Raw genomic sequence first — 21,929 nt, 5'->3', positions numbered from 1 at the left:
ATGACCGAGATCAGCCGCGTGGCGCTGTTTGGCAAGCTGAACAAGCTGGGATACCAGGCCGTGGAAAGCGCAACCGTGTTCTGCAAGATGCGGGGCAACCCCTATGTGGAGCTGGTGCATTGGCTGCATCAGCTCTTGGCACAGCAGGACAGCGACATTCACCGGATCATCCAGCACTATGATCTGGATGCCGGCAAGATTGCGACCGAGCTGACCCGTGCCTTGGACATGCTGCCGCGCGGGGCCTCGACGATCTCGGACCTGTCGGACCATCTGATGGACGCAATGGAACGCGGCTGGGTCTGGGGATCTTTGCTGTATTCGGCAGGGCAGGTGCGCAGCGGCCATTTGCTGCTGGGCATGCTGAAGACGCCGGCGCTGCGCAACATTCTGTCGAACATGTCGCCGGAACTGGCCAGGATCGGCGCTGATGATCTGGCGGATAACTTCCACGACGCCACTGATGGTTCGCCTGAGGAACGGATGGGCGCGCAGGATGGTTCCAACGTGACCGGCGGCGGGGCGGAACCGGGTGAGGCGTCCGGTTCAATGGCGCCGGGCGCGATGGGCAAGGGCGAGGCGCTGGAGCAGTTCTGCACCGATTTGACCGAACAGGCCAGGAACGGCGAGATCGACCCGATCGTCGGACGCGATGAGGAAATCCGCCAGATCGTCGATATCCTGATGCGCCGCAGGCAGAACAACCCGATTCTGACCGGCGAGGCCGGCGTGGGGAAAACGGCTGTGGTCGAAGGCTTTGCGTTGCGGATCGCCCGCGGCGACGTGCCGCCTGCGCTGCAGGATGTGCGGCTTTTGGTGCTGGATGTGGGCCTGCTGCAGGCCGGCGCTTCGATGAAGGGCGAGTTTGAAAACCGTCTGCGCCAGGTGATTGACGAGGTTCAAGCCAGCCCGGTGCCGATTGTGATGTTTGTCGATGAGACCCACACGCTGGTGGGCGCGGGCGGCGCGGCGGGCACTGGCGATGCGGCCAACCTGCTGAAACCGGCGCTGGCGCGCGGCACGCTGCGCACCATCGGTGCCACCACTTGGGCTGAGTACAAAAAATACATTGAGAAGGATCCGGCCCTGACCCGTCGCTTCCAGGTGGTCAAAATTGACGAGCCGGGAATTCAAAAGGCGATCCTGATGATGCGGGGCATTGCCTCGATGCTGGAAAGCCATCACCGGGTGCAGGTGCTGGACGAAGGCATCGAAGCTGCGGTCAGCCTGTCGGCGCGATACATTCCGGCGCGGCAGCTACCCGATAAATCCGTCAGCCTGTTGGACACGGCCTGTGCGCGGGTGGCGGTGAGCCAGCACGCGGTGCCGGCTGAAGTGGACGACAGTCAACGCAGGATTGAAGCGCTGACCACCGAACTGGAGATCATCGGCCGCGACGAGACTGCAGGCTATGAGGTCGCAGACCGGCGCGCGGCAGCGGCGGCTGCCAAAGCGGCTGAGGAGGAACGGCTGGGCGGGCTGACCGAACGCTGGGACAAGGAAAAGGCGGTTGTCGAGGGCATTCTGGACCTGCGCGCCAAGCTCCGGGAGGGGGCCGCGCCCGTGGACGCAGCCCCGGATACTGGGGAAGACGGCGCGGAGGGCGCTGCGACCAGCCCGCTGTCTGACGAGGACCGCGCAGAACTGATGCAGCAGTTGAAGGACAAGAACGCTGAGCTGGAGGCGTTGCAGGGTGACAGCGCGCTGATCCTGCCGATTGTCGACCACCAGGCGGTGGCGAGCGTGGTGGGCGACTGGACCGGTATTCCGGTCGGCCGCATGGTCAAGGACGAGATCGAAACCATTCTGAACCTGGAAGAACATCTGGCGAAACGGGTGATCGGCCAGGATCACGCGATGAAGATGATCGCCAAACGGATTCAGACCAGCCGCGCCGGGTTGGATAATCCGAACAAGCCGATCGGGGTATTCATGCTGGCTGGGACCTCGGGCGTGGGCAAGACCGAAACCGCGCTGGCGCTGGCCGAGGTGCTGTATGGCGGTGAACAGAACGTTATCACCATCAACATGTCGGAGTATCAGGAAGCCCATACCGTCAGCTCGTTGAAAGGCGCGCCTCCGGGTTATGTCGGTTACGGCGAAGGCGGGGTGCTGACCGAAGCGGTGCGGCGCAAGCCCTATTCCGTGGTGCTGCTGGACGAGGTTGAGAAGGCGCATCCGGATGTGCATGAGATCTTTTTCCAGGTCTTTGACAAGGGCGTGATGGAGGACGGCGAGGGCCGTATCATCGACTTTAAAAACACGCTGATCCTGCTGACCTCCAACGTTGGCACCGAGACGATCATGGATCTGTGTTCGGATCCGGACCTGATGCCGGAGCCGGAGGGGATGGCAAAAGCACTGCGCGATCCGCTGGTGAAAGTCTTCCCGCCCGCACTGTTGGGGCGTCTGGTGGCGATCCCCTATTATCCGCTCAGCCCGGAGATGATCGGCGAGATCACCAAGCTGCAGCTGGGCCGGATCCAGAAACGGGTCCAGGAGTCGCATGGGGTGCCGTTTGAGTATTCGGACGCCGTGGTGGAAGAGATCGTCAACCGCTGCCAGGAGCTGGACAGCGGCGGCCGGATGATCGACGCGATTGTGACCAACACTATGCTGCCGGATATCTCAAACGAATTTCTGCGCCGCCTGATGGAGGGCAAGGAAGTTGAGAAAGTTGCGATAGGCGTCACCGGCGGGGAGTTTTCATACGCGTTTGACTGATCGCGTCCGAGAGTAATCAGTGGGAAGGAAATCCTATGGTTAAACATGTTGTTATGGACCTGAAAAACCTGGACATCAAAGTGTCCGGGCTGGAGATGGTGGAGCCGCCGAAACTGTCGTTCAAAGTGGTGGTCGAACTGGATAAGAAAATGGAGAAGGGGGTCGAGAAAGACCCGCTTCTGCAGCAGGAATTCCATGCCGGTGCCGACGAGGTGCTGGAGCAGACCAAGGACACCATCGAGAAGAAATGCAAGGTGTTCGACAAGCTGTTTGTCCAGATGGTGGCCAAGGGCGCCTCGGACAAGGACATGGAAAAACAGCTGAAAGGGCTGAACGACGCCATCAAGAATGACGTCAAGGTGGCCGAAAAGGGCGCGGAACTGGCGGCGCAAAAGGCCTGGACCAGCCTGCAAAAAAAGAAAAAGGAATGGTCCTCGTTCAAGATCAAGATCGGCGTGTCCATCGCAGGCACTTTGGCCGGGCTGGCGGTGAGTATTGCAGCTATGGCCACTTCGCCGTTTTCCGGCGGTGCGGGGGCGGCGATTGGCATCATCGGTCTGATTAAATCCGGGGTGTCGCTGGCCAAGGACATTGGCAAGCTGGCGATCAACATCGATCAGTCCAAAACCATCCTGGTAAAGAACCTGGCGGTAGTGGAAAAGGCGGCCTCGAACAAGGCGCTGAATGCAGCAAACGAGGTGTCGGCGGCGGTGTTTCAGGAGTTCCTTGGCATCTCGCAGCCGTCGGTCAAAACGGTGGAGGATTCGGCGGATACGCTGAAGGCGAAATACGCCCAGATGGTCGTTAAAATGCATGACCTGTCAAAGACGCTGAACAAGATCCTGAAACAGCAGGAAAAGCTGAAGAAAGAGTTCCTGGCCGAGGTCGGCAAGAAGCTGAAAAAGCACCCAATCAAGGACAAGAAGACACAGCTGGTTATGATCAGCAAAGCGCTGGATACGGCTTTGGCGAAAAACTATGTCGAGGTGCAGAATGCCATCGACAAAATCCAGATCATGTACAGCGACGCGCGCGGCTGGGCCAGCAACATCAAGGAGCTGATGAAGCGGGTGAAGGCGCTGACGATCAAGGACCCCAAAGCGCTGAAGGTGTTCCGCGAGGGGCTGAAATTCGCAGCCCTGGCGCTGTCGCCGATTGATGGCAACTCAATCGCCACCGGTGCCAAGGATCTGGCCCTGGGCGTGGGCGGGGCGGTCGGCGGCTATGCCTACGACAAAATCACCAGCAAGGCGCTGGACGGGACTGTGTTCGACGCGGCCTGATGCGTGATGAAAGACCGCCGGGCGCAGAACGTGCCCGGCAAGGAATAAAAGACCGGGTGGAGAAACAAATTGGACAGCAGCGCGCAAACCGAAGGGACGCTCCGGGACCGGGCCCGGGAATTTGTTGAGCGCCAATGGGTTACAAATACCATTCTGGGCATCATCATCTTCAATGCGATCACTCTGGGGCTTGGCACCTCTGCTGCGGTGCGGGCGCATGCGGGCGGTCTGTTGGATGTCATCGACACTGTTGTTCTGGGTATTTTTGTTCTGGAATTGGCGCTGAAGCTATTCGCCTATGGTCTGCGCTTCTTTGCTTCGGCCTGGAATATCTTTGACTTGATTGTGGTATCTTTTGGCTTGTTCCCCGACAGCCAGGGCCTGTCGGCGCTGCGCGGGCTGCGGGTGGTGCGGGCGCTGCGGCTGCTGTCGGTCATCCCGCAGATGCGGGCGGTGGTGCAGGCGCTGCTGGATGCCCTGCCGGGCATGGGCGCGGTGATCGTGATGATCTCTATCGTGTTTTATGTGTTCGGCGTGATGGCCACGATGATGTACGGGCAGGCCTTTGATGAATGGTTCGGCACCCTGGGCCGGTCGCTGTATTCTCTGTTCCAGATCATGACGCTGGAAAGCTGGTCGATGGGCATCGTGCGGCCGGTGATGGAGCAGTTCCCCTTTGCCTGGTCTTTCTTTGTGCCGTTCATCGTGATCACGGCGTTTTCGGTTCTGAACCTGTTCATCGGTCTACTGGTCAACACCATGCAGACCGCGGTGGAAGCCGATGAACAGGCCGAGTTTGAGAAACTGCGCGATCTGGTCAAATCGGAGACCGATGTGGTGGACGCGCATGTGATGGAGCTGCACGAGGAGATCAAGGCGTTGCGGTCGGAAATTGCGCAGTTGAAAGGGCGGGACAATGGCTGACAGCTCGCAAAAGTTCATTGCCCGCAACCGGGCGCCGCGCGTCCAGATTGAATATGACGTGGAGCTGTATGGCGCCGAGAAAAAGGTGCAGCTGCCCTTTGTGATGGGCGTGATGAGTGACCTGACGGGCAAATCCAGGGTCGAACAGCCCGCAGTTGCCGACCGCAAGTTCCTGGAAATCGATGTCGATAATTTTGACGAACGGATGAAGTCGATGGCGCCGCGCGCCGCCTTTACCGTGCCCAACACGCTGACCGGCGAGGGCAGTCTGGCGGTCGATCTGACGTTTGAAAGCATGGCGGATTTTTCGCCGGGTGCCATTGCCGCCAAGGTGGATGCGTTGCGCCCGCTGCTGGAGGCGCGCACCCAGTTGCAGAACCTGATGGCCTATATGGACGGCAAGACCGGCGCCGAGACGCTGATTGAGACGATCCTGAACGACCCGTCGCTGCTGGCGGCTGTGTCGGCGCCGGCAGGAGATGCCGGCAGCGCCGCGGCCTTGGACAGCCTGCGCAACCTGGAACTGCCTGAAGAAGAGGCAGATACCAGCGACGATGTGCTTGCCGGGCTGGCGGCGGCGGCTCCGGAGGCTGCAGCGCCCGCGGATGCATCCGGCGGAATTCTGGACGGGCTGCGCGACGCGGTGCCGGAAGACCAGGCGGCAGAGGATGCCTCGGCGGGGGTTCTGGAAGGTTTGCGGGATACGGCCCCGCAGGATGCTGAACCAGAAGATACCTCCGCTGACGTGCTGGCGGGCCTGAGCGCCGCCGCACCGGCGGACCCTGAACAGCGGGATGATGCGGCGGATGCCTTGGCGGCTTTGGCGGCAACCGGCGTGCCGGAAACCGCAGAACAGGACAGTACAGCATCTGTTCTGGAGGGGCTGGCGCAGGCGGATGTGCCTGAAACGGAGGACGCGGATACCTCTGGCGATGTGCTGGCCGGGCTGGCGGCGCAGGAACCCGGGGACGCCGGTGCGGAGGATGTGTCCGGGATGGTGCTGGACAGCCTGGCAGCCGCGGACGTGCCTGAAGCTGAAATGGAAGATCATTCCGGTGTCCTGGATGCGCTCGCGGACGTTGATGTGCCGGAGCAGGCAGACACCGCGGCTGATGATGCGCTGGAAAGCCTCGCGGCGATTGAAACTGCAGAGCAGCCCGCGGAGGATCACACTGGCATTCTGGACGGGCTGGCAGATCAGGCGCCGGAGGATCAAGCGGCAGATGATACCGCGGGAGCCGCCTTGGAAAGCCTGGCGGCGGCGGATGTTCCCGACGCGGATGTCTCTGATGCCTCCGCAGCGGTTCTGGATGAGCTGGCCGGCTTACAGCAGGAAGAGGCATCCGCCGGTGATACGGCGGAGGCAGCTCTGGAAAGTCTGACCCAGGTAGAAATCGCAGAAGACCAGGGCGAGGATATTACCGGTGTTCTGAGTGGGCTTTCAGATGTTGAGCCGGTTGCAGAGGATGACGGCGGCGAAGCCGCTGCGGCACTGGACAGCCTAGCTGAAGCCGCCGTCGAAGGCGGCATTGAAGACGACGGCCTGGACGATGTTCTGGAAGGTCTGCTGGAAGACGCTGCGGCGGAGGAAGACACCGGCAGCGCGGCGGCGGATGCACTGGACAGTCTGGCCTCGGTTGAGACTTCAGAAACGCCGGAAGACGAGACCGTTGACGTATTGGAAGGGTTGCTGGCGGGCGGCCCGGAGCAAGATGAGGATCCAGCTGAAGATCTGAGCGCGGTGCTGGGCAGCCTTGAGACGCCTGAGGAAGCGGACGGCGAAGGCAGCGCTGCAGACGTGCTGGCCGGGCTGGCAGAGGATCTTGCGGAGGACGCGCCCGAGGAGGAGGATGACCTGGACGGTATCCTCGGCGGGCTGGAAGAACCGGAGGGCGATGCCGGGGACAACGATCTGAGCGCTGCGCTGGACACACTGGAGGCGCCTGCAGAAGATGACGCCGGGGATGGCGGTCTGGATGATTTGCTTGCGGACCTTGGCAGCGATGCGCCCGAGGAGGGCGCCGAGGAAGACGTCCCGGATGACATACTGGCAGACCTTGCCGAAGACGATGGCGCCGACGGGCCAGATGGCGCGGAGCTGGATTCGGACGCCTTGCTGGATGGTGGAAATGATGCGGAGGAGCCTGCCGGCGATGACGGTCTGGACAATCTTCTAGGAGATCTGACGGACGAAGATGAGCCTGCATCCGCGGATGACCTCGATGCGCTTTTGAGTGAGCAGGATGAAGAGCCGTCAATCGGCGCGGAGGATGGCGGCGATGATTTGGACAGCTTGCTGGGCGGTCTGGACGCGCCCGACGACAGCGCCGCTGAGGAGGAAGAAGACAGCAGCCTGGATGATCTGCTTGGCGGTTTGGACGATGATGGCGCCGCCGGTGATAAAGCGGCGGGCGATGATGATCTGGACGCGCTGCTGGGCGGGCTGGATGAGGACAGCGCGGAGGAGGCGGAAGACGCCAGCCTTGATGATCTGCTGGGTGATCTTGGCAGCGAGGATGAAGACGGGGATCTGGACGGGCTGCTGGCAGGTCTCGGCGAGGAGGCCTCGGCGGAGGAAGCGGCTGAAGACACCGGTGCCGAGGATGACCTGGATGCGTTGCTGGGCGGGCTGGGAGATGCGGATTCCGATCTGGACAGCCTGATGGGTGAAGACGGCGATATGGATCTGGACGATCTGCTGGGGGATCTTGGCGGTGAGGACGAGGATGCCGGGGACGCGGGGAGCGACGATCTGGATGCGCTTCTGGGGGATCTGGACGCCGGCGATGATGAACCGGGGGCAGAAGCTGCGGCGGCTCCAGTACCGGATGATCCTGAATTTGCCTATGGCACCATGAGCGCGGACCGCCCTGATCCGCAGAAGCTGCAGCGCAAGCGGTTCCGGCTGGCTATCTTGGGTGATTTCTCAGGCCGCGCGGCCAAGGGGCAGCTGGAGACCGGCGACGGTCTGGCAGCCCGCAAGGCGATCCTGCTGGATCCGGATACGGTCGAAGATGTGATCGAGAGCTTTGCGACTGAACTGGTGCTGCCGATCGGCAAGGACGGCGCCGGGATTGCGGTCAAGCTGGAGGATCTGGACGGGCTGCACCCGGATGAGCTGTATGAAAACGTTGAGCTGTTTTCCGAGCTGGTGGGGCTGCGCAAACAGCTGCAAAGCGGCACGACGGCGGATCATGCGGCGAACACGCTGAAGGCCTGGGCGGAGAAGCACGGCACCAAGGCGCGGGCGCCAAAGCGGACCTCGGCGGGCAATTCAGTGCCGGCCGACAAACGGCTGAGCGCCTTTCAGCAGCTGATCGGGGCAACCGGCATCACCCCGCGCCCGGCCTCGCCGGTGGAGGAGCTGCTGGCACGCGTTGTCGGCCCGCATATCCGGGCGCTGCCGGACCCCGATGTGGCGGCAATGCAAAAGGCGGTGGATGAGGCGCTGGCGGACGCGATGCGGCTGGTGCTGCACCATCCGGAGTTCCAGTCGGTGGAGGCGCAGTGGCGCTCACTTGATCTGATGGCGCGCTCGATCGAGGACGACGATACGCTGGATGTGATGCTGTATGACATCTCGGCCGAGGAATTGGCGGTGGATCTGGCGGCGGAAGAAGACCTGTCCAAGACCGGCTTTGTGCGGTTGCTGACCGGGGAGCCGCTGGACGAGGAGAACGGGCGCGGCGGTTATTCGGCGCTGATCGGCATGTATCAGTTCGAGGAAACCCCGCCGCATGCGGAACTGCTGGGCCGGATTGCGCGGGTGGCGGCGCATGTGGATGCACCGTTCTTTGCCGCGATCTCGCCAGAGTTCCTGAAGACTCCGAAGGCGGAGCGGCCCAAGCTGGTGGCCGATGCCTGGGATACGCTGCAGGGCATGGCGGAGGCCGGTCATCTGGGATTGGTCAGCCCGCGGTTCCTGCTGCGGCGCCCATATGGTGAGAAGACCGAACCCTGTTATGAGTTCGATTTTGAGGAGTTTACTGAAACCGAAGGCCTGAAGGGCATGCTTTGGGCCAACCCGGTGGTTCTGGTAGCGATCCTGCTGGGGCGGTCGTTCCGTCAGCACGGGCCGTCCCTGCAGCTGGGTAAAATCATGACTTTGGGGGAGATGCCCTATCATTATGTGAACGACAAGTTCGGTGACCAGGTGGCGCTGCCCTGCACCGAACGCAATATTGACCTGGACAAGATTGCGCTGGCGCAGGAGCGCGGGTTCATGGCGGTTAGCGCGGTTAAAGGGCGGGACGAAGTGCGGCTGACCTCCTTCAATTCTTTGAAGGGCAGCGAGATCCTGGGTCCTTGGACCGGATTGCCGGCGCCTGAGCCATCGCCGCCGGACCCGCGCGGGCAGCCAAAGCCGGCCGAACCAGCGGACGGCGGCAATGATGAAGATGATTTGGATCTTGATCTGGATCTGGGCGGAGATGATGGGGATGATCTCGGCCTGGACGATCTGGACCTTGGAGACGGCGGCGGGGATGACGATGGTCTTGGGGATCTGGACGACCTGCTGGCGTCGTTCGGGGACGACGATGATGACGGGGATGATGATGAAATGGATGCGGACCTCGCCGCGCTTTTGGATGATTTATAATGCGAATGTTTGAGAACACTGCCGGCGATTTCCGGCCCGGTTCCCGTCGCGGAAAGGAGGAGACATGGTAGAAAGCAAGGGCCATGAAAACGACCTCGCCTGGATGTCGGGGACATATTCCACCGACGGTCTGATGATGAGCCGTGCGATTGTGCGCGAGGGGCTGAGCAAGCTGACCGAGACCACAATCGAGTTTGCCGCGACCAAGAGCCAGCCCAAGCTTCAGGATCTGGTCGGCAAGCAGATGAATGTGCATGTGATGCGCCAGCAGACAGAGCATCAGTTCAACGGGCTGTGCATTTCGGTCGAGTATCTGGGGTTCCGCAACGGCTACGAGATGTATGTGGCGGAAGTGCGCCCCTGGTTCTGGTTGCTGACGCGGACCAGCGATCTGCGGGTATTTCAGGAGAAAACCTCGGTCGATATCATCAAGCAGCTGTTCAGCGAGTACGGTTTCAGCGATTTCACCGACAAGCTGAGCGATTCCTATGAGGCGCGCGAATACTGCCTGCAATACCGCGAGAGCGACTATGCCTTCCTGTGCCGTCTGATGGAGGAAGAGGGGATTTACTTCTACTTCGACAGTCCCATTGGCGATACCGCGATTGAAAAGCTGGTGCTGTGCGATGGTGTCAGCGGCCATGCGCCGATCAAGGGCGGCGCGGGTATTGAGTTCCACGCCCGCGATGACAGCGACCGCCGCCGCGAGGAGCATATCTCGGAATGGACCAAGGAAGAGATCCTGACCCGCGGCAAGGTCACGCTGAATGATTTCAACTTTGAAACGCCCTCGGCGGATCTGAAGGCGGCCACTGAAATAACCAGGGGCAGCCATTCCTACAATGATTACGAAATTTATGACTACCAGGGCCGCTATCCGTCCAAGACCCCACTGGGGGACAAGCGGTCGCGGGTGCGGATGGAAGCGCAGGCGATCAGGCACATCCGCTGGCGCGGCGCCTCCAGTGTGGCGACGCTGGGCACCGGCAGCACCTTCACGATGGAAAAACATCCGGTGAAGGAGAACAACAAGGAATATCTCGTCATTGAGACTGAGCATCATATCAAGGTGGCCTGGGATTATGGCGAGCGGGAGAGCCAGCAGAAGAAAGAGGTTGCTACCAAAGGGGCGATGCGGCGCGACCTGAAGGCGCGCAATATGGATGTGCCCGAGGAAATGGAGCATGACGTCTATGCATCGACATTCAGCGCCATTTTGAAATCCGATCAGTTCCGGGCGCCCTTGGTGACTCCCTGGCCGGAGGTGCAGGGTCTGCAGACTGCAATCGTGGTCGGCCAGAGCGGCGAAGAGATCTGGACCGACAAGCATGGCCGGATCAAGATCCAGTTCCATTGGGACCGTGAAGGCAAGAAGAGCGAGACCTCTTCTTGCTTTGTGCGGGTAGTGACGCCCTGGTCCGGTAAGAATTGGGGCATGGTGGCGATCCCGCGGATCGGCCAGGAGGTTGTGATCCAGTTCGAAGACGGCAATCCCGACCGGCCGATTTGCACCGGCATGCTTTACAATGCTGAAACCATGCCGCCCTATACCTACCCCGATGATCAGACCCAGCTGGGGATCAAAACCAATTCCTCCAAGGGCGGCGGCGGCTATAACGAGCTGATGTTCGATGACAAGAAAGACAGCGAGCTGATGCGGGTGCAGGCGCAAAAGGACCATCAGATGCTGGTCAAGGACCGCTCGACGGTGACAGTGGGCATGGATGCGCCCGACCCGGAAGTCACTGAGGCGGACGAGAAGAGCTATGTTTTCACGGTCCAGCAGCACATGACGGAAACCGTGCATGAGGGCGACCGGACCGAAGTGGTGGAGACCGGCGACAAGTCCGAGACTATCCAGACCGGCAATATGACCTTGGACGTGGACACCGGCGACCTGACAGAAACCATTGCTACGGGGGACCATACAGAGACCGTGTCGATGGGCAATCTGACGGTTGACGTGACGGCGGGTAAGATCGCCATGAGCGCTGGCCAGGAGATCAAGCTGACAGTGGGGGCATCTGAGGTAAAAATCGACAATTCCGGTGTTACGATCAAGGGGCCGATGATCAAGATCGAAGGTTCTGGAATGGTTGAGGCCAAGGCGCCGATGACCACCGTGAAAGGCGAGGCCATGCTGACCCTGAAGGGCGGCCTCACGATGATCAACTAGGTGGTGCAGATGTCGGCAAGATTTGAGAAGCTGGTGAAAATGCCCGCTGACCCGGTGGCCAAGCTGTTGTCACGGGCAAATGTCATATTGAAAACACCGCTGGAGGCGCCGCCAACGGCGCTGGCGGGAACTGTGCTGGAGGAGCTGGACCGCAAAGGCGCGCTGGTCGATCTGCTGCGGCTTTTGGCTGTGCTGCTGCCCCCGCGGGAGCGGGTCTGGTGGGCCTGCCTGGCGGCGCGCGATTACATCGGGCCGCGCTCGGATCAGGATCCGGCCTCGCTGACGGCGTCGGAGGCCTGGGTGTTTGAGCCATCCGAAGAAAACCGCGACAAGGCGCGCATCACCCTGGATCATGCCTATGTGGATGATGACACGGTGAATTGCGCGCTGGCGGTGCTCTATGCGGCCGGCACCCTGGGGCCGGGGGAATTGAATCAATATCCCGCCCCCGCAGGCGCGTCTGAGGCGGCGGCCTTTGCCATGAATATGGTGGCCTTGGGTCAATTGTCTGATAAGTTTGAAGAACACGGCGGCGTTCTGATAGAGCGGGCGCTGGATATTGCGCGTGGCGGCAAGGGACAGGTGGTCCAGGTGCCGGAAGCGGCGGCGCATAGCTGAGGGAGGATGTAAGATATGGGAATGCCACAGGCCCGGATGACGGATCTGCATGCCTGCATGCTGCCCTCGACCCCGCCGCCGCCGGTTCTGCCGGTGCCGACGCCGATCCTGCCGCCCTGCGCGGTGACCGTGCTGGTGGGCGGTCTGCCTGCGGCGCGGGTCTCTGACATGTGCACGGCGGCGCCGCCCCACCCGATCGTCAAAGGGTCAGGAACTGTATTGATCAACAGCCTGCCTGCGGCCCGCATATTGGATACGGCAGCGTGCGGCGGCATGATTACCCTTGGGCAGGTCACCGTATTGGTGGGAGGATAAGCCCAGGCATGGGAGTGACACTGAAATTCCAAAGCTCGGGTGCAATGCCCGGCGATGCGGCCCCTGTTTCGATGCGGGGGCCGAGCCTGACTGTGGGCCGCGGCGCAAGTTGCGATCTGGTGCTGCCGGACCCCGATCAGCTGCTGTCGCGCAATCACTGCGTGATTGAGGATCACAACGGCAATGTGGTGGTGGTGGACCTCAGCTCCAACGGCACCTTTCTGAACTATTCCAAAATCCCGCTGGGCCGCACGCCGACGCCGCTGAACAATGGGGATGTGCTGTGTGTCGGCAACTATGAGCTGGTGGTGGAAATCCGCGATGATCTGGCGGATGTCGGCGGCATGATTGCCGCCCCCGCCGCGCAGGGGCCTGCCTCGCACGGGAATGCCGCCAATGCGCCGGATCCGCTGCAGCTGCTGGAAGACGCCGGGCCGGGCGGCGATTTCCTGGATGATCTGCTGGGCGAGGGCCTTAAGGGGCCTGCACAGCTGAACCCGGTGGATCCGATAGATGAGCTGCTGCCGCCCCTGGGCGAGGAAGAAGATCCGTTCTTTCAAAAAGCCAGCGACGGACGCGAAGGGGAAGGGGCCAGTCTGGCCAACCACAACCCGACCGCTTCGGACGGGTTTGCAGTGCCTGCAGCGCAGTCGAACATGATCCCGGACGATTGGGACGATGATTTCCTGTCCGGTATAGGCGAGCCGGAAACCCCGGCACCTGCCCCCGATCCGCAACCCGCGCCGCCGCCGCGTGAGGTTCCGGCCCCGGTGCCGGAAACCCCGCCCGCAGCGCCGCCGCCGGAAGTGCCCTCTGCACCGCCGACCGAGATACCGCCGGTGCAGGATACGGTTGTCGTGGAACAGAAGACCATCGCGCCAGCGGCACCGCCGTCAGCAGAGTCGCAGGACGCGGTGGCAGCGTTCCTGAAGGGTGCCGGCGCCGAAGTCAGCCTTGATCCGGCGGAACACGCCAGCACCATGGCGCGCATGGGCCGGGTGATGCGGACACTGGTTACCGGCCTGCGCGAAATCCTGATGACGCGGACCTCGATCAAGTCTGAATTCCGGATTGAGCAGACGATGATCTCGGCCGGCGGAAACAACCCGCTGAAATTCTCGATCACGCCTGAACAGGCGGTTGAGGCGATGGTACGCCCGGCGACCAAGGGTTACTTGTCGCCTGAGACCGCCGCCGAAGAGGCGCTGCGCGATATCAAGGCGCATGAGGTGGCGATGGTCACCGGCATGGAGGCGGCGCTGAAAGGCGTGCTGAAACGGCTCGACCCAAAAGCGCTGGAAAGCCAGATTGAAACCAAAGGCGGCCTTAAGGGTCTTTTGCGCGGAAAAAAGGCGCAATACTGGGACGTCTACGAACAGCTGTATGCGGAAATTTCCGATCAGGCTGAGAATGATTTTCACGACTTGTTCAGCCGCGAGTTCGCGCGTGCCTACAAGGATCAGCTGGACAGGCTGAAGGACTGATGCGCACCGCGCCGCTGGCGCGTGCCCGCAACTGAGAGGAGATCCCGGTGTCCTGGGACAGTAAAGTACTTTGGACGGAGGGGCTGTTTCTGCAGCCGCATCACTTCCAGCAGTCCGACCGCTATAACGAGGCGCTGGTTGCCGGGCTGGCGCGGCGGCTCAGCCCCTATGCCTGGGGTGTGAACGGGCTGGAAATCGACCATGAGGCGCTGAAGATCGGCCAGTTTGCGGTGAAGTCCTGCGAGGGGCTGACCCATGACGGCACGGTGTTCCGGGTGCCGATGGCGGATCCGCACCCGCCGGCGATGGAAGTGCCGTCAACGGTCAAGGATTGCATTGTCTACATGACTGTGCCGCAGCGCCGCCAGGGCGCCACCGAGGTAGACCTGAGCGGCGCCGAACGCTCGGCCAGCCGGCTGCGCCCGGACAAGCAGGAAGTGACCGATGTGACCTCGACCGAGCGCAAGCCGGTGGAGCTGGATGTGGGCAAGATGCGGCTGCAGTTTGCCCTGGAGGTGGACGATCTGGCCGATCTGCTGGCGATCCCCGTGGCGCGTATCATCGAGGTGCGCCCGGACAAGGAGATCGTGCTGGACCAGGCCTTTGTCCCGGCTTGCCTGGACGTGCGGGCCGCACCTGCGCTTAGCGGTTTCCTGCGCGAGCTGGAGGGGCTGCTGGCGCACCGGATGGAGGCGCTGGCGGGCCGCTTGTCCGAGGCGGGCGGTGCCCGCGGGGTGGCGGATGTGTCGGACTTCATGCTGCTGGCCGTGGTCAACCGGATGCTGCCGCAGGTGCGCCATCTGCGCAATATCGAGAACCTGCATCCCGAACGCCTGTTCGCCGCCTGTGCCGGGCTGGCCGGGGAGCTGTCGGTATTCATGTCGACCGAAAAACAGGCGCCGGAGTTTCCGCCCTATACCCATGACAATCTGGTCGAATGCTTTGCGCCGGTGATCCGGGTGCTGCGCCAATACCTGAGTTCGGTGCTGGAGCAGACTGCAATCCCGATCAAGCTGGAAGCGCGCAAATACGGTATCTCGGTCGGGGTCATTGCCGACCGCAAACTGCTGGGCAATGCAGGATTTGTGCTGGCAGTCAGCGCGGACATTCCGGCTGAGGATGTGCGTAAGCATTTTTCCGGCCAGGCCAAGATCGGCCCCGTGGAAGAAATCCGCCAGCTGGTAAACTCGGCGCTGCCGGGGATCACCCTGCGGCCCTTGCCAGTGGCGCCGCGGCAGATCCCCTATCACTCTGGCGTGGTCTATTTCGAGATGGATGCGGACAGCCCCTATTGGCGCAAGATGACCACTTCGGGCGGCATCGCGGTGCATGTGTCGGGGCAGTATCCGGGGCTTAAGATGGAGCTTTGGGCGATCCGTAATGCATAAGGGAAGATGCTGAGATGGCTGATTATGATGATCCCTTTGCGGAACCGGGGGATACCGACAAGACGGTGATCAAGCCGAACCCGGGCGGGCGGCGGACGGCCACTCCGGTGCAGCCGCCGGAGACACCGCAAGTCCAGCCCGGAGCGGAACAGCCGGCTGAGCCGGATCTGGATGCCTATGGCGTGCCGCAGGCAGCGGCACCACGACCGCAGGCTGCCGCGGGCGGCGCCAAGGCGCCGAAGATGGCGCTGACGGGGATGAACCAGTTGACGGCCTGTGCCTCAACCCTGTTTGCGCTGATCTCGCGCATCCGCAACCGGGCCCAGCATATGGACCCGGATGGCTTGCGCAAAAACGTGGTGGCCGAGGTACGCGCGTTTGAAAACCGCGCGCTGCAGGCAGGCATTGCGGCGCAGACGGTGAAGATTGCGCGCTATGCTTTGTGCGCGACACTGGATGATGTGGTGCTGAACACGCCCTGGGGCGGGCAATCCGCCTGGGGGCTGCAGTCGATGGTGGCCACATTCCACCGCGAGGTGGTCGGCGGCGACCGGTTTTATGACCTGCTGGCACGGCTGGAGAAGGAGCCGGGCGGCAATATCGACATGCTTGAGTTTCTGTACATGTGCCTGTCGTTGGGATTTGAGGGCCGTTTGCGGGTGGAGCAGGGCGGTTCCGAGAAACACCTGCAGATCCGCGGCGCATTGGCCCGGATCATCCGCAACCAGAGGGGGCCGGTGGAACGCGATCTGTCGCCGCATTGGGAAGGGCTGGTCAAACCGTTCAAGGCACTGTCGGTCTGGCGGCTGGTGTGGATCACCCTGGCAGCCACCTGTGCGCTGCTGGCGCTGCAGTTTCTGAGCCTTAGCTGGATGCTGTCGAACCAGACCGAGAATGTGGTCGGGCAGCTGACGATTGTTGATTCCGGCCCCAAGGCAGAGCTGGAACGGCGCGCGCCGCCGCCGCCGCCGCCGCCGCCTGCACCAACAACCGAAGAACAGATCGCCAAGGTTTCGGGCTTCCTGGAACCGGAGATCAAGGAAGGCATCGTGCAGGTCTTCCAAAAGGGCAACACGCTGATTATCCGGCTGGCCGGTTCCGGCATGTTCGGCTCAGGCTCGGACCAGCTCAGCCAGAAATTCCGGTCCTCGGTGAACCGGGTGGCTGAATCGCTGAATGACGAAAAGGGCAAGATCATCGTGGCCGGCCATTCCGACAATATTCCTATCCGCTCCTCCCGCTTCCCATCCAACATGGCGCTGTCGCTGGCGCGGGCGAAATCGGTGATGGCAGGCATGGCCAAGGTGATGACCGACCCGGACCGGCTGTCGGCCGAAGGCCGCGCCGATAAGGAACCGATTGCAGATAACAGCACCCGCGCAGGGCGTGCCAAGAACCGCAGGATCGAAATCCTGCTGGTTCAGGAGGTTGAAGGATGATCCGCCGTTATATCTTTCCGCTGTTCCGGTCGATCTATACCATCCTGCTGATCCTGGCAGCGGTGCTGTCGGCCTGTGTGTGGTATTTCGCCCCTTTCATCGGCAGCGAGGACTGGCGTCCGTTTGACAGTGTGATGTCGCGGCTGATCACCATCGGGGTGATCTTCCTTTTGTATTTCATCATCATCGGCATCATCTTCTGGCGGCGCCGCCGCAAGGACAAGGAGATGACCGAAGAGATCGCCGAGGCGGTGGATACTTCGGAAGACGATGTGCTGTCCGAGGAAATCGGCGAGCTGCGCGGCAAGTTCAAGGATGCGATGAAGGAGCTGCGCAAGTCCAAGGGCGGGCGGCGCCATCTGAACGATCTGCCCTGGTACATCATGATCGGCCCGCCGGGTGCGGGCAAAACCACGGCGATTGTCAATTCCGGTCTTCAGTTCCCGCTCGCTGAAAAGCTGGGCAAGGCTGCGATTGGCGGCGTTGGCGGCACCCGTAACTGCGACTGGTGGTTCACCAATGAGGCGGTGCTGATTGACACTGCCGGGCGTTACACCACCCAGGAAAGCGACGCCGAGGCGGATAACGCTGCATGGCTGGGTTTCCTGGGGCTGATGAAGAAATACCGCAAACGGCAGCCGATCAACGGCGCGATCATTGCAATCTCGCTGTCGGATCTGTCGTTGCAGGACGAGATCACCCAAAAAAGCCACGCTGCTGCCGTGCGCCGCCGTCTGGCGGAGCTGCGCGAGAAGCTGGGCGTGCGTTTCCCGGTCTATGTGCTGTTCACTAAGGCCGACCTGATTGCCGGCTTCCAGGAGTTCCATGACTCGCTGGGCAAAGAGGACCGCGAACAGGTCTGGGGTTTCACCCTGCCGCTGCCCAAGGGCAAAAAGGACGCCGCGCCGATTGCCGGGTTTGACCAGGAGTTCGGGCTGCTGCTGGGGCAGGTGAACGCGCAGCTCTTGGAAAAGATGCAGACCGAGACCGACCACCAGCGCCGCGCCCTGATTGCCGGCTTCCCGGCGCAGGTCGCCTCGATGCGCGGTGTGGCACGCGAGTTTCTGACCGAGGTGTTTCAGGATAACCGTTATGAACAGCGTCAGATGCTGCGCGGGGTCTATTTCACCTCCGGCACCCAGGAAGGCACGCCGATCGACCGGCTGATGCTGGGCATGGCGCAGACTTTTGGCATCGGACGGCAGGCGATTGGCACCGGGCAGGGCACCGGGCGGTCTTTCTTTCTGACCCGGCTGTTTGAAAGTGTGATGTTCCCCGAAGCGGGGCTGGTGTCGGCGGATGACAAGGTCGAACGCCGCTACCGCTGGACCCGCCGGATTGCGATCACCGCAACTGTTCTGGTGGCGGTGGCAATGGGCGCGCTTTGGGTGCGGTCCTATCTGAGGAACACCGATCTGATTGCCCAGGCTGAGGGTCAGGTTGCGGCCTATCAGGCAGCAGCGGCGCAATTGCCGCCCAGCCCGGTCGGCGATACCGATCTGGTGCCGGTGGCCGCTGCGCTGAACAATCTGCGCGACATGCCGGGCAATCCGGTGCTGTCTGATCCGGAACCCGATGGCGCCATGACCTATGGCCTGTATCAGGGCGAGGTGATCGGCACCCAGGCCGCACAGACCTACCGCGCGGCGTTGAACCAGCGGTTGCTGCCGCGGCTGCTGGTGCGGCTGGAGCAGCAGATCGAGGGGAATATCAACAACCCCGACACGCTGTATGAAGCGCTGAAAATCTATCTGATGCTGGGTCTGCAGGGGCCGATGAACCAGGACCTGATCAAGGAGTGGATGCGGCTGGATTGGGAGCGGATCGCCTATCCCGGCATCGCCCGCAACCAGCTGCGTGCCGACCTGATGGATCATTTGACCGCGCTTTTGTCACAGCCGATGGAGGAGATTGCCCTTAACGGCCCGCTGATTGCCCAGGCGCAGAACATCCTTTCGGAAATGCCGCTGGCGCAGCGGGTTTACAACGGAATTCTGAACTCGAAAAAGGCCACGGCGCTGGCGAAATGGCGGATCACGGATGTTGGCGGGCCGTCGGTCATGCGGGTGCTGGTGCGCAGTTCCGGCAAGCCCTTGAACGAGGGGATTGAAGGCGTCTTTACCTATGACGGCTTCCACAACGTATTCCTGCCGGAGGCGGTCAGTGTCGCCGAGAGGGTCCACCGCGAGGCCTGGGTGCTGGGCGAGCAAAGTGATGCCGCTCAGAACGAGGCAGTGCTGCTGAAGCTCAGCCGCGATGTTTTGGACCTGTACTACAACGACTATATCAGCCGCTATGATCAGATCCTGGGGGATATCGACATTATTCCGCTGGAGTCGCTGTCCCACGCTGTTGAGGTCACGAATGTGCTGTCAGGGCCAACCTCGCCCATCGTTAACATCCTGACTGATGTCAGTGCGGAAACCCGGTTGAACGAGGATAAGTCTATTCTGGATGCGGGCACTCTTGCCGCGGGTGCCCAGAATGTGGCCGCGATTGAGGCGCGCTCGAACCTGTCGATCCAGGGCCAGATCCTGCTGGAAGCGCTGGTCGGCTCTGCTGAAAATGCGCCCGGACAGGCCGCCAAGCCGCCGGGCGCCTATGTGCAGGAGCGGTTTGAATGGCTGTACAATCTGGTGAACCGGCCCGAAGGCCAGCCCTCGCAGCTGGATGGTCTGATGGGGCAGCTGCAGCAGGTCTATCAGGAGCTGAACAAGATGTCCTTCTCGGGCGTGGCCACGGGCGGGCAAAGCGGCCAGGCGCTGCTGCAGTTCCAGCAGACCGCCAGCCGCATGGGCGGGCCGCTGCCCCGCTGGGCGACGCAGATTTCTGCGGGGTCTTCGGGGATCACCTCGGAGGGCACCCGTGCCTCGATCAATGCGCGCTGGCAATCGGCAGTGCTGCCGTTCTGCGAGCAGGCGCTGGGGAACCGCTATCCGTTCAACCGCTCGGCCCGGGCCGATGTGGCAATGGCGGATTTTGCCAAACTGTTTGCACCCGGCGGGATGATCGATGGTTTCTTTAACGATCAGCTGTTGAAATACGTCGATACCCGCAGCCGTCCCTGGACCTGGAAGCGGGTGAACGACGTGGATCTGGGCATCAGCCCGGCGGTTCTGCAGCAGATGCAATATGCCGCCGAGATCAAGGAGGCGTTTTTTGCCGGCGGTGCCCAGCCTGCGGTGCAGTTCCAGATCACCGTCAACGCGTTGGACCCGAAGGCCAAGGAGGTTGTGCTGGAGATCGACGGCTCCAAAGTGGCCTATAACCACCGGTCCGGTGCGCCGACGCCTGTGGCTGTGACCTGGCCGGGGTCGGTGGGGCTGGCGCGGATCACTCTTTTACCCAAGAAACGCGACGCTGAGAACGTGATGTCGCGCGATGGGCCTTGGGCCTGGTTCCGGCTGCTGGATGCGGCAGAGGTGCGGCGCACCAATGTCTCGGACCGGCGGCGGGTGAATTTCCGCGTTGGCGGGCGTCTAGCACTCTTCGAACTGCAATCCGGGTCTGTCATCAACCCATTTGCCTTGCCGGCAATGGCAAAATTCAGCTGCCCGAAGTCGATGTAATGGCGGGGTTCGGTGCATTCGGTAAGATGCCTTCAGCCGGGGATTTTTTCCGGCTGAATACACCGGGCGGATTTGTGCGGGTTTGGGATGCCTGGCTGCAGCAGGTTATGCTGGACGGGCGGGGCGAATACGGGTCAGATTTTGACGCCCACTACATGACCGCCCCGATCTGGCGGTTTACCCTGCCTGCCGGACTGGCCGGGGCGCAAAGGGTGATGGGGGTGCTGATGCCCTCGGTTGACCGGGTTGGTCGGCGGTTTCCGCTGACGCTGATGGCGGCGCTGCCAGGGAATGGCCCGGCCGCCGTGCCCTGCTTTGGCGAGGATGCGCTGTTTGAACGGCTGGAAGATGTGGCGCTGGATGCATTGGAGGATACGATGACCAAGGACAGGCTGGCGGAAGCGCTTGCGGGTATTCCAGTGCCGGACAAACGGTCGGCGGATCCGCTGTTGGCCGCAGGCCCGGGTCTGGTTTTGGCCGGTGCCCAGGGGCCGGAAGTGCTGCCTGGCGCCTTGGCGGGTGCCGCTCTGGAAGGGAGGCTGACCGGCTGCAGCCTGTGGACGGCGATGCTGGATGGCGTGCCGCGGAGGCTGGCCTGCGCGGATCTGCCGCAAGGCGGCACCGCACTGGGGCTTTTTGACCTGGGGGCGCCGGTTTGGGCGGACGCGGAGGGGCTGTGATGAACCAATTGCGCAAATACCGTTACACCGCGCAAACCCATGTGGGGCTTAAGCGCAAGGTCAACGAGGATGCCGTTCTGGCGCTGCCGGAGCATGATATCTGGCTCGTGGCAGACGGAATGGGAGGGCACGACGCAGGGGATTATGCCAGCCGGCTGATCGCCGATGCTGCGGCCATGATCCCGCTGGGTCTGGATCCTGCGGCGCGGATGCATGCGCTGCGGGAAGCGATACAGAACGCCCACAAGGCGATCCGGACCGAGGCGGAAGCCCGTGGTGGCGGCACAATCGGATCGACAGTTGCGGCGCTGGTGATTGCCAATCAGCATTTTGCCGGGCTTTGGGCCGGCGACAGCCGGATCTACCGGCTGCGGGACGGGCATATCGAAATGCTGACCGAGGATCACTCGGCTGTGGCTGAATTGGTGCTGGCTGGAAAAATGACCTGGGACGAGGCGGAACAGCATCCGCAATCCAACGCGATCACTCGTGCTGTGGGTGTTGGGGAAGAGCTGGAGATCGACAAGATCCGCGGCGACACGGAACCTGGCGACCGCTTCCTGATCTGCTCGGACGGGCTGACGAAATATGCCACCTTCCAAATCCTGGAGGATGCGCTGACCGGCACACCGCTGGAGACCGTCGGCGATCAGCTGATCCAGATCGCGCTGAACGGGGGCGGGGCGGATAATATTACCGCTGTGGTGATTGATGTCCTGTGACGCCGCC

The 21,929-nt window shown here is 62.1% G+C and carries 13 protein-coding genes and 1 pseudogene; all 14 read left to right on the top strand.

Annotation, left to right across the window (positions count from 1 at the left end):
• The 14 genes and pseudogenes from tssH (at position 1) to K3724_RS22430 (ending at position 21,922) form a co-directional block, all read left to right on the top strand.
• The gene (gene tssH, locus K3724_RS22495) at positions 1–2,724 is read left to right on the top strand and encodes a type VI secretion system ATPase TssH (RefSeq protein ID WP_259992962.1); all 2,724 of its coding nucleotides are present in this window, start codon (positions 1–3) and stop codon (positions 2,722–2,724) included.
• 35 nt (positions 2,725–2,759) lie between these two features.
• The gene (locus K3724_RS22490; protein ID WP_259992961.1) at positions 2,760–4,007 is read left to right on the top strand and encodes a hypothetical protein; all 1,248 of its coding nucleotides are present in this window, start codon (positions 2,760–2,762) and stop codon (positions 4,005–4,007) included.
• A gap of 69 nt (positions 4,008–4,076) precedes the next feature.
• The gene (locus K3724_RS22485; protein WP_259992960.1) at positions 4,077–4,931 is read left to right on the top strand and encodes an ion transporter; all 855 of its coding nucleotides are present in this window, start codon (positions 4,077–4,079) and stop codon (positions 4,929–4,931) included.
• Positions 4,924–5,415: pseudogene (gene tssB / locus K3724_RS22480) on the top strand (type VI secretion system contractile sheath small subunit); the annotation flags it as partial. The gene K3724_RS22485 and the pseudogene tssB, both read left to right, overlap by 8 nt.
• A 510-nt stretch (positions 5,416–5,925) precedes the next feature.
• Positions 5,926–9,531, top strand: a complete 3,606-nt coding sequence (locus K3724_RS23880; RefSeq protein ID WP_311200235.1) for a type VI secretion system contractile sheath domain-containing protein — start codon at positions 5,926–5,928, stop codon at positions 9,529–9,531.
• A 64-nt stretch (positions 9,532–9,595) separates the two neighbouring features.
• Positions 9,596–11,707, top strand: coding sequence for a type VI secretion system Vgr family protein (locus K3724_RS22470; protein ID WP_259992959.1), 2,112 nt, complete (start codon positions 9,596–9,598; stop codon positions 11,705–11,707).
• 9 nt (positions 11,708–11,716) lie between these two features.
• A complete protein-coding gene (locus K3724_RS22465; RefSeq protein ID WP_259992958.1) occupies positions 11,717–12,325 on the top strand; it encodes a DUF6931 family protein in 609 nt (202 codons plus the stop codon).
• A gap of 15 nt (positions 12,326–12,340) precedes the next feature.
• Complete coding sequence (locus K3724_RS22460) at positions 12,341–12,640, top strand: PAAR domain-containing protein (protein ID WP_259992957.1); 300 nt, start codon at positions 12,341–12,343, stop codon at positions 12,638–12,640.
• Between the two features lie 8 nt (positions 12,641–12,648).
• Positions 12,649–14,124 (top strand): type VI secretion system-associated FHA domain protein TagH, encoded by a 1,476-nt coding sequence (tagH, locus tag K3724_RS22455; protein WP_259992956.1) that lies wholly within the window; start codon positions 12,649–12,651, stop codon positions 14,122–14,124.
• A gap of 47 nt (positions 14,125–14,171) precedes the next feature.
• Entirely contained in the window at positions 14,172–15,512 is a 1,341-nt protein-coding gene (gene tssK, locus K3724_RS22450) for a type VI secretion system baseplate subunit TssK (protein WP_259992955.1), read from the top strand.
• A 14-nt stretch (positions 15,513–15,526) separates the two neighbouring features.
• Positions 15,527–16,951 carry a type VI secretion system protein TssL, long form gene (gene tssL, locus K3724_RS22445; RefSeq protein WP_259992954.1) on the top strand — a complete coding sequence of 475 codons (1,425 nt, stop codon included), beginning with the start codon at positions 15,527–15,529 and terminating at the stop codon, positions 16,949–16,951.
• On the top strand, positions 16,948–20,520 hold the full coding sequence (gene tssM, locus K3724_RS22440) for a type VI secretion system membrane subunit TssM (protein ID WP_259992952.1): 3,573 nt from the start codon (positions 16,948–16,950) through the stop codon (positions 20,518–20,520). The genes tssL and tssM overlap by 4 nt, the downstream gene beginning before the upstream one ends.
• Positions 20,520–21,200, top strand: coding sequence for a type VI secretion system-associated protein TagF (gene tagF / locus K3724_RS22435; RefSeq protein WP_259992951.1), 681 nt, complete (start codon positions 20,520–20,522; stop codon positions 21,198–21,200). Before tssM ends, tagF begins: the two co-directional genes overlap by 1 nt.
• A complete protein-coding gene (locus K3724_RS22430; protein ID WP_259992950.1) occupies positions 21,200–21,922 on the top strand; it encodes a PP2C family serine/threonine-protein phosphatase in 723 nt (240 codons plus the stop codon). The genes tagF and K3724_RS22430 overlap by 1 nt, the downstream gene beginning before the upstream one ends.
• Positions 21,923–21,929 lie beyond the last annotated feature (7 nt).

The organism is Leisingera sp. M658 (genome assembly GCF_025144145.1).
Taxonomy (GTDB): domain Bacteria; phylum Pseudomonadota; class Alphaproteobacteria; order Rhodobacterales; family Rhodobacteraceae; genus Leisingera.
This window is presented reverse-complemented; position numbering and strand designations above follow the sequence as displayed.

Bases quoted from the DNA above. Each gene is read 5' to 3' on its own strand.
- K3724_RS22460 (WP_259992957.1), top strand. From the start codon at position 12,341: ATGGGAATGCCACAGGCCCGGATGACGGATCTGCATGCCTGCATGCTG.
- tagH (WP_259992956.1), top strand. From the start codon at position 12,649: ATGGGAGTGACACTGAAATTCCAAAGCTCGGGTGCAATGCCCGGCGAT.
- tssH (WP_259992962.1), top strand. From the start codon at position 1: ATGACCGAGATCAGCCGCGTGGCGCTGTTTGGCAAGCTGAACAAGCTG.
- tssL (WP_259992954.1), top strand. From the start codon at position 15,527: ATGGCTGATTATGATGATCCCTTTGCGGAACCGGGGGATACCGACAAG.
- K3724_RS23880 (WP_311200235.1), top strand. From the start codon at position 5,926: ATGGTGCTGGACAGCCTGGCAGCCGCGGACGTGCCTGAAGCTGAAATG.
- tagF (WP_259992951.1), top strand. From the start codon at position 20,520: ATGGCGGGGTTCGGTGCATTCGGTAAGATGCCTTCAGCCGGGGATTTT.
- K3724_RS22490 (WP_259992961.1), top strand. From the start codon at position 2,760: ATGGTTAAACATGTTGTTATGGACCTGAAAAACCTGGACATCAAAGTG.
- K3724_RS22470 (WP_259992959.1), top strand. From the start codon at position 9,596: ATGGTAGAAAGCAAGGGCCATGAAAACGACCTCGCCTGGATGTCGGGG.
- K3724_RS22465 (WP_259992958.1), top strand. From the start codon at position 11,717: ATGTCGGCAAGATTTGAGAAGCTGGTGAAAATGCCCGCTGACCCGGTG.
- K3724_RS22430 (WP_259992950.1), top strand. From the start codon at position 21,200: ATGAACCAATTGCGCAAATACCGTTACACCGCGCAAACCCATGTGGGG.
- tssM (WP_259992952.1), top strand. From the start codon at position 16,948: ATGATCCGCCGTTATATCTTTCCGCTGTTCCGGTCGATCTATACCATC.